Source organism: Corynebacterium sp. zg-331 (assembly GCF_014267345.1).
GTDB lineage: Bacteria > Actinomycetota > Actinomycetes > Mycobacteriales > Mycobacteriaceae > Corynebacterium.
Map to the genome: position 1 here is coordinate 1 of NZ_JACMYD010000015.1, position 7,983 is coordinate 7,983.

A 7,983-nucleotide genomic window follows, 5' to 3' on the forward strand; every position below is an offset into this window, starting at 1 on the left:
AGAAAAAGCACGGGTGTCCGTCGAGGTGGCCCGTCGTGAGGCCGCAGAACAGTTAGCCGAGGAACGCCGCGGGCGTATCACTGACCTCCAGCACGCACTACGCATGCTCACCCCCAGCCCCAAGGACCGTGAGGAGACGCTCGTTGAGGCCCCCGACAAGCTCACCTCGTCCTCAACAACAGTGGCTGAGCCTGCGGCCCCCGGACAGAACCATAATGCGGAACCAATGTCTCCTGAGGCAGTGAACTCTGGTTCCCCCACCGAGGCGAAGCCGCAGGGGATGCTCTCACGTATACGCAAGTGGTTCGTATAGGCAAAACAGTAACCCCGGCGATGTGCGTCTATTTCAACGCAGGGATCGCTCCGGGGCTTTCAAGGGTCACTGTAGCACAATGGTGGGTATGGCTTCTAGAGATGATCTTGAGCGGTGGTTCTCTCCTCAACGGATGAGCACCTACGTACACCACCATGATCCGGAAGCTCTCTACCTCTGGAACACGCACCTAACGAAGGCTTTCCTAGAGGACATCCAGCACATCGAAGTTCTCTTGCGGAACTGCGTGGATGCTGCGGTCTCTCCCCGGTACGGCCACCAGTGGTACGACTCCCCGCACATCCCGTTAAGCGGAGTCGCACGACGCTCTGTCGATAAAGCCAAGCACCGCGCGAGCCGTCACCAGAAACGTATCCCCTTGCCGGGGCAGGTGATCGCGGAGCTAAGTTTTGATTTCTGGACTTATTTGTTCATTGATCGTTACCGCTCAACACTGTGGCCTCTGATCCAAAACCGACTCCACACCACCCGCCTGACTGCTACCAGCGGTGAAGCGCCGAGGATCAGCCCCTCCCTGGAGGAGTTCCGGTCCGAGGTGGACGTGGTCTATCGCTTGCGGAATCGCTGCGCGCACCACGAACCCATCGTGAAGCCACAGCAAACAGAAGAGGACGCCTACCTAGACCGCTGTGAAACTGCGATCAGCAACGTGTCCAGGTGGATTGATCCTGCGGCGTCGCAGTGGATCCGGCAGCACTCCCGTGTCCCTGATCTCCGGCTTACGCGCCCCTAGCACGCTCAGATACACCCACTGAAGTCCTCGCTTGGGTCACGTTTAGATCCCCTGGTGGTTAGAGTTCCATGCCGGTGTCAGGGTTGTTTTGTTCTAAGAGGCGTTGGTACTGCTGCGTGGTGTTTGTGGGGGTAGAGGGTTTTCGGTTACGACTGATTGCTTGTTGTTGGGCTATGCGTCCCATCAGGTCTGCGGAGTCTTCGGAAGCTATGGCTGTGCTTGCTTCGTAGCCCTGGATCTCTCGTACGAGCTTCCCATGCGTACGTCGGAGTTGGTGTTCTTGGCGCTCTAGTTTTTCGATGGGTTCTGCTATCGCCAGTCGACGTTGTTGGAGAGCTTGCAGCTGCTTGTACACGTGATTGCGCTTAGCCACAGCGTTATCTGCGGTGTGCTTATCGGTGTGTTTGTTCCACCAACGTCCCACGACGCTACGGCTATTGCACTGGATAGTGGCACGCTGTACCTCTGATTCCGTCTGGTGAAGGAGGCCCTGTGCGTTCGTGATCTGGCTGTCTACGTCTTCGCGTTGGGCGCGCAGCGGTGCGAGTTCTTCACGGATACGAGTTATTTCTTCCTCGCACCGCGCTTTGTTCTGCTGAGCCTTAGATAGCCCAGCTTGGATCTTCTCGCGTATTTGGGCGCGCTGGCGTTGTTGGTTCTGTGTGCGTTCGCTCTGCGGTGGTTGCAGGGTTGCGTGCTTTTGGGAGGTGTCGTGGTACTGCGCGAATCGGTTTTCGCGTTGGGTGTTAAACCGTGCCATGTAGTCCGCCATAGGACCATCGATAAAGGGGGCTCTTTGATCTGGGTGCTTGGTGAGTTCAGCCACCTGGTGAGGTAGTAGTTGTTGCGTGCTTGGCCGAAGACTGCTTGGGGTGTGTGATCGCCCTGTTCTCTTTGCGCTGCGGCGATGAGTACATCGCGGGCGTAGTCTTCTGATTCTCGGCGCTCTACTGCGACGGTGCGTCCGTGTCCGGTCTCGGTGTCGCCGGGTTGGTTTTCGGTGATGTAGAGGAAGTTTCCGTCACGTCCCCGCGTCATCGGTACGTACACGCTGGCTTTGTCGAGATGGCCGACTCCAGCGACAACACGAGCAACATCTACGGTCATGCCTTGGGCACTGTGCCCTGTAGAGGCGTAGCCGAGTTGTGTGTGCTCACGCAGGTAGTCGGAAGGCAGCACTACATCGGCAGGGTTGTCTCCTATGCGAGTAGCGGTCACCGAGCCATCGGGGTTGATCGTGTGGATCTTCCAGCGCTGGCCGTTGCGCACCATGTCTCCGGTGGTCGTTGTCAGTTTGGAGTCATTATGTCGGGTAAGTAGGACATCACCGGCATGGCCTGCCAGTCCATCAGAGAGTTCTACACTCCTGGTGGTGTCGATGTCACCGCGTTGTGCACTGATTTTCTGTGCTGCGGCATTCAGCGCAGTGACTTGGTCGCCAGTGACAGCTACCAGGAGGGATTCCTTGCCTTCGGTGGTGTCTCTTGCCCACCCAGCTATGGCGTCGTTCATCATGGCAGTGGTCGATCCTGCGTGGAGGCGGTGGTGATCTCTATACCACTGGGCAGCGCGGGAAACGTCGGCTTCTTCACTGCTGCGTAGCCATGTCGATGCTTCGCGTTCTGCGGCGTCACGTTGGCGGAATACTTCCGTAAGCTCCACGGCATCGGGAAGCTCATAACTTAAGGTCTCGAGCATTCCTGACCTGGCTTTCACTGCGGAGTACTGTTGGGGATCTCCAACAAAGACTGTCCGTGCTTGTGCTTGCGCGGCTGCTTCGAGGATGCGGTTGATGTCGGTGTTTGACACCATGCCGGCTTCATCGACAACAACGATGGTGTTGCGGTTCCAGCCACGCTTTTCCACTATCTCTGCGTTACTTATCCCCGTGGTTCCGATGAAAGCGCGAGCGATCGTCATAGAGGTATCAGCGACGTTTTCTCCCACCATCACGTCGGCAGCTTTTCCAGTTGGGGCTAGACCCACAACGTGTTTTCCTGCGTTGTTCCATGCGGTGCGTGCTGCTTTTAGTGAGGAAGTTTTTCCTGCTCCGGCAGGGGCTACTATCACCGAGGCTAGGTAGTCAGAAGTCACCACTTTCTTCATGGCATCTGCCTGAGCTGGGGAAAGTGCGCCCTCTATGGGGGTGATTTTTTCAGCGCTCACGCCACGGTAGACCAGTGTGGTAGCCAGATTAACGCCGCGTTCTACTTCTTCGATGACGGCTGTGGTGGTGTAGCGCTGGGATCCTTCTCGTTGTGTGTCGTCTACACTGCGGTCTTTTTCTGGGGTGACCGACCAGGTGTTGGTCTCTGATAAGGCCGCGTTAGTAAGTTCTTCTACCGCAGCATGCATTTCTCTTGGTTCGATAGCTCCTACGGGGATAAGTTCCGCAGCTTTTTCCGCTACGTCGGCGCGAGTAAACGTTGAGCGTTCATGGATAACGGCAGCCAAGATTTGGGTTGGGGAGGGGAGGCAAGGATTTTCTTCGTAGGCCGTGGCTGGTTCCCCTAGTGCGGTAATAAAGTCACGGATCGTGTGCGCGTAAGCGGTGGAGTTCCAGTCTTGGCTTAGGGTTTCGATGCTTGTCGAAGTGTCTTTTTTCGTCGGGTGATCTTTTGAGTAATACGCTGGTAGCTTGTCCGGTTTTCAAGACCGTTATCTGCTTGCCAAGCGTCGATTTCTCGTGTCCGTGTGGAGTATTCCTTGAGCACGTCCTTATCATTGAGGCCGATGATTTCTGAGCATCCGTTGACTACGGGTGTCCATTGCACCCCGAGTTTTCTCGTAAGGATTTCTCGCATTGTGGCCTGGTACACCATGCCCGCTGCTCGCGCCTCATGGTAGAGACTCATACCATCGAGTGCGCGGTTTTCCATCACGGCATAGCTGTTTATTCGCCAGCAGTACGTGTGAATGCACGTGAGGGTCTCCCGCGCGTGAGGTGCGGTGCTCGTATTTCACTCCTGAGATGCCTACAAGCCGCTCGATGATCATCCGTTTGCCTTGCCGGTCGTTGACTTGGCGCCGGGTGTAGCCAGCATGATCAGAGAGATAATCTAATGCTTGGGATACTGCATTGTGGTGGGCCTGATCTACGATCTCGCGGATGTCGTTTTCATTCCCGAAACCCCATAGAAGGGACACTGACTTTGGCGCGCAGAACGTTAAGTCAAAACCAGGAACCCCGTTGGGCCTGAGCGCAGAGCCAAGGGACACTCCGCTAGGTGCTAGTGCTTTGTTGAACCATCCGGTGACAGCGCGTCCCTCTATGCGCTTCCCATCACGTACTCCTAGGTATTGCTCGATGCGCTCTACAGCAGCAGGTTCTTCGCCACGCAGCCACACTGTAGGCGGGTTGGTGCCGTTCTCGGAGTAGTAGGAGGCCGCAGGATCGTTTTCCTCCACAGTGGACTGATAGTAGGCCACGGAGTGCTCACCCATCTTGGCGATCCGTTAGCACTGCTACCACCTCCACTTCCTCATCGGGGATACAACCACGGTGACGCCACAGAGCAACTTGTTGCAAATGTCCCATTGGTCTTTGTCTGTTATCGTTCAGGGTAGCAGTGGCCGGGGTTTGAGGTCGAGGTGAGAGGAGCCAGCGATGGTCGCAGCCGAAGGACATGGAGCAGGCGACGTTGGGGGACGGTGCGCGGGTTGTGGCAAGAAGCTGGAGCGGAAGGCTAGGGGCAGGGCGCGGAGGTGGTGCTCTGCGGCGTGTCGGCAGCGTGGTCAACGTCAGCGCGATAAGCAGAAGCTCTCTTCGTTCACTGCAGCTCTCCCCAGCTCTGCTGAGGTGACCGAGCTACGCAGGAAAGCAGAGCACTTAGAGCAGGCACTTCATGAAGCGCACCAAGCTGGCAAGGAGTACAGGGTCGAGCTGAGGCAGCAGAGTCTCAGCTGCGCGTCTTTCATTCTTGGCTTGATTCCCTCAACGAGAGCAATCTAATCATCACAAGGAATGTTTTGCTCGACTGCGAGCGCAGGATCTTCGGCCAGGCAGAGATCCCCGATGCGCTGAAGGGCGTCGTTGCTAGTGCTTTGCGGATCGCAAACTCGGTATCCGTGCTTCTACCAGCAGAAAAGCAACTGGAGCTACAACACACCCGCTAAAGATAACGTAACGAAATGAAGTGCACGAAAGATTCTTTCAGGGAAAGGTTGCGAATTACGTTACAATTATCGCTGCTTCACCACTCTAGAAATGTTTCCCACATATAAAACAGTAAGTTAAACTAGAGTTACAGTAGTTAATTAATTACCGTCCCTACACCAATCCAAAAATCTTGAATTATATACGAAAAATATAGCAAAAGCCGCAGGCCAAATCAGGGAAGTTAATCCCGACATTTGAAACTCTACATTAAGAGCGCCAAATATTGGAACCAGGGATATTATAATGAATGTAACAAAAGTTGATCTTATATAACTTTCCACCTCCAATTTTTTGAAATTTAACACAGCGTAGTACGATTGCGAAAATAATACCATTAAACCAATAATGGAGAATGGGGCGGAAAGCTTACTTTCACCACTAAGCATAGTGTATAGACAGTAGTCGAGTGATAATAATGTAATTACCGCAACCCATACAGCCTTCACTTTCTCTTGCCGTGACATTATGCACAACCATCCGTATAGTGCTCAGGAGTTACGCCCACACTAGGGGCCACCCCTGCCCGGTAACACCCACTTTAAGCGCAAGACACTTTCCTTGATCATAAGCAGTTGCAGCCCACAGAGAAATTTGCAAGCTGTTCGCGAACCACCAACCCGCTAATGCTTCTCCTGCAGGAGCTGGTATTGCCATCCAAAAAGGAGATATTGCCATAACTGCAGCAGTACCACCAGCCATATATCGGGTTTCTTCTTTGCTGAAATATATATGACCAGTCACAATGCCCCAATCAACACGAGGGTCCGCAACTATCGGATACAGCGACTCATCCCCCAGAGGAGAAACGTATTGAGTTATTTCATTTCCATTTATCTCAAATCTAGTCTTTACATCACCGCCATTAGCATCTTTTGCCCAAGGTGCTTTAATTAAAGCACCAGGCTCTTCATCAAGGTAGACAACTATCGCACCGCTAGGCTCATGAAGCTCAAGTTCAACTTTCTTGGATGATTCAACAGAAAAAGTTATCTCATGACTATCATCGGGATGATTAATAGCCCACTCAATCTGGTTACCAGAAGGCGTCTTGATATTAAGATCAATATCACCACCAGAGATAGGAGTGATCGTCAGTTTATCATAACTCACTTCTGGCGACTGACTTTCGATTGTTTGCGGAGAAGCGGAGACGACAGGGGAAAAAGACCCAACGAGGGAAGCTGAAAGAACTGTCACTAAGGACTGTCTTGCGTAGGATTTTTAGCATACCCCAAGCATATAGTAAGCAACTATACGCGTCAATCTACTTTCGTATACTTCCCTGGTGGAGATATATAAATTGGCGATTTTCCCACTTCAAGCCGGGCATCTTCACAGTCTTGCATGCCTGAGCGAACCTCAGCTTGACCGCACAGATCCCTGGCCGATAGAGACAGGCAGCACTGTACGTCACACTGAGAACTTTAAAGTTCTACCGAGCAGATTCTTCCCGGTAGCAAAACGTATGGGTGCGTTCTGCTCGTTGATGAAGGTCACTAGCCTTCATCGTCAGTTCCGAGGCGAGAATGATGAAGGCCCTGTTACTGATGCCTTGCCCTGTCCGGATCCATTGCTCGATAACTGGCAGCGGGATCCCGGTGGCTTCCGCAAGCGACTCTGAGGTGTATCCCCGTAAAGAGATTGCTGACCATATCGTCCCACCTGCTGCTTCGTGTTCGCGCTGCATGATCACTTCGTGGAGTTGAGGGGCTGCGTATGACTGCAAATCTGCTCCGACCTCTATCGGGCAAGCGTGGTCAACGATCTCGCCGCATACACGTCCGACACGAAAAAGGGTAGTCTCGACGCTTCTTTGGGATGAGCCGACTTGGATTAGGGCGGCATCGTAGTGCTCACTGTGTCCTGCGAGTTTGAAGAACTCGTTGATTACTACATCTAGTCCTGGCTGCGGCGCTAAGTAGGCCGCGTGGTGGAGCAGTTCAGCTAAGGCTGTGGTGGTGCCGTGATCGCGGAACTGCTCCCATAGTTCATGACGTTGCTTCTTCCATGCTTGCCCAGGCAAAGTAAACCCTCCACATATCAACCACAAGGTATTATTCACTTTAAAGATACACCCTGGGCTGTTCTTTGACCACTGGGTTTTCTACGCTTGCGGAGAAGAACTCAACTAAGGAGAAGACGGCTGTGGCAACGAAGTGGTGGCGGTATCTGGATTCCTTACGTGCGGGACGCTCAGACCGCGAATTAGCCCGCACCATCGAAGTCACACCAGCCACGGTGAATCGGTGGCGGCATGGCGTCGTGCCGGATATGCACGTAGCTGTGCAAGCAGCACGTGCTTTGAAGCAAGACGTGCTTGTAGCCCTGGTAGAAGGCGGTTTTCTCACGGCGCAAGAAGCCTCTTTGCGGAGCGAGCACGTCTATCTCGGAGAGGTTTCCTTGCGGCGCTTGTTAGAGGAAGTGCAGTCACGGTTTACTGACGATCAACTCGACGACCGATGAACTCACGGGGATGCTCTGACTCGTCTTAGACGAGGTACCCCTGGCAGAAGAAACCAGGCGCCAAGGAACACCTCGTTGCGCCTTGCATTCTGCAACCACCCCTGTATGAGGGCAAGGCGGCCCGAATAGGGGCGCCGCGGCAGCCCTTTCCTGGCTTCTCCACGCACCTGGCTTCTCCACGCACCTGGCTTCTCCACGCACCTGGCTTCTCCACGCACCTGGCTTCTCCACGCACCTGGCTTCTCCACGCACCTGGCTTCTCCACGCACCTGGCTTCTCCACGCACCTGGCTTC

At 54.0% G+C, this 7,983-nt stretch carries 7 protein-coding genes and 1 pseudogene; 3 read left to right on the forward strand and 5 right to left on the reverse strand.

Going from position 1 to position 7,983, the window contains the following annotated elements; all coding sequences use genetic code 11:
- Positions 1-313: pseudogene (locus H7347_RS10430) on the forward strand (hypothetical protein); the annotation flags it as partial.
- Positions 314-446: 133 nt separating this feature from the next.
- Positions 447-1,067: an Abi family protein gene (locus tag H7347_RS10435; RefSeq protein ID WP_227659136.1), complete on the forward strand. Its 621-nt coding sequence runs from the start codon at positions 447-449 to the stop codon at positions 1,065-1,067.
- 564 nt (positions 1,068-1,631) lie between these two features.
- Here the strand turns inward: H7347_RS10435 and H7347_RS10440 are convergent.
- The 5 genes from H7347_RS10440 to H7347_RS10460 form a co-directional block, all read right to left on the reverse strand.
- Positions 1,632-3,521 (reverse strand): ATP-dependent RecD-like DNA helicase, encoded by a 1,890-nt coding sequence (locus H7347_RS10440; RefSeq protein WP_152823444.1) that lies wholly within the window; start codon positions 3,519-3,521, stop codon positions 1,632-1,634.
- Positions 3,522-3,637: 116 nt separating this feature from the next.
- Positions 3,638-3,946, reverse strand: a complete 309-nt coding sequence (locus H7347_RS10445; protein ID WP_255476858.1) for a relaxase domain-containing protein — start codon at positions 3,944-3,946, stop codon at positions 3,638-3,640.
- Positions 3,906-4,511: a MobF family relaxase gene (mobF, locus tag H7347_RS10450; protein ID WP_152823446.1), complete on the reverse strand. Its 606-nt coding sequence runs from the start codon at positions 4,509-4,511 to the stop codon at positions 3,906-3,908. The genes H7347_RS10445 and mobF overlap by 41 nt, the downstream gene beginning before the upstream one ends.
- Positions 4,512-5,721: 1,210 nt before the next feature.
- The gene (locus H7347_RS10455) at positions 5,722-6,423 is read right to left on the reverse strand and encodes a hypothetical protein (RefSeq protein WP_152823447.1); all 702 of its coding nucleotides are present in this window, start codon (positions 6,421-6,423) and stop codon (positions 5,722-5,724) included.
- Between the two features lie 235 nt (positions 6,424-6,658).
- The gene (locus H7347_RS10460; RefSeq protein WP_152823448.1) at positions 6,659-7,288 is read right to left on the reverse strand and encodes a hypothetical protein; all 630 of its coding nucleotides are present in this window, start codon (positions 7,286-7,288) and stop codon (positions 6,659-6,661) included.
- A gap of 83 nt (positions 7,289-7,371) precedes the next feature.
- On the opposite strand from H7347_RS10460, the gene H7347_RS10465 reads away from it, so the two are divergent.
- The gene (locus tag H7347_RS10465; protein ID WP_152823449.1) at positions 7,372-7,689 is read left to right on the forward strand and encodes a hypothetical protein; all 318 of its coding nucleotides are present in this window, start codon (positions 7,372-7,374) and stop codon (positions 7,687-7,689) included.
- Positions 7,690-7,983 lie beyond the last annotated feature (294 nt).

What these genes read in the sequence shown, in the direction of transcription:
- mobF (WP_152823446.1), bottom strand. Translation starts at nt 4,511, where the DNA reads ATGGGTGAGCACTCCGTGGCCTACTATCAGTCCACTGTGGAGGAAAAC.
- H7347_RS10445 (WP_255476858.1), bottom strand. Translation starts at nt 3,946, where the DNA reads ATGGAAAACCGCGCACTCGATGGTATGAGTCTCTACCATGAGGCGCGA.
- H7347_RS10435 (WP_227659136.1), top strand. Translation starts at nt 447, where the DNA reads ATGAGCACCTACGTACACCACCATGATCCGGAAGCTCTCTACCTCTGG.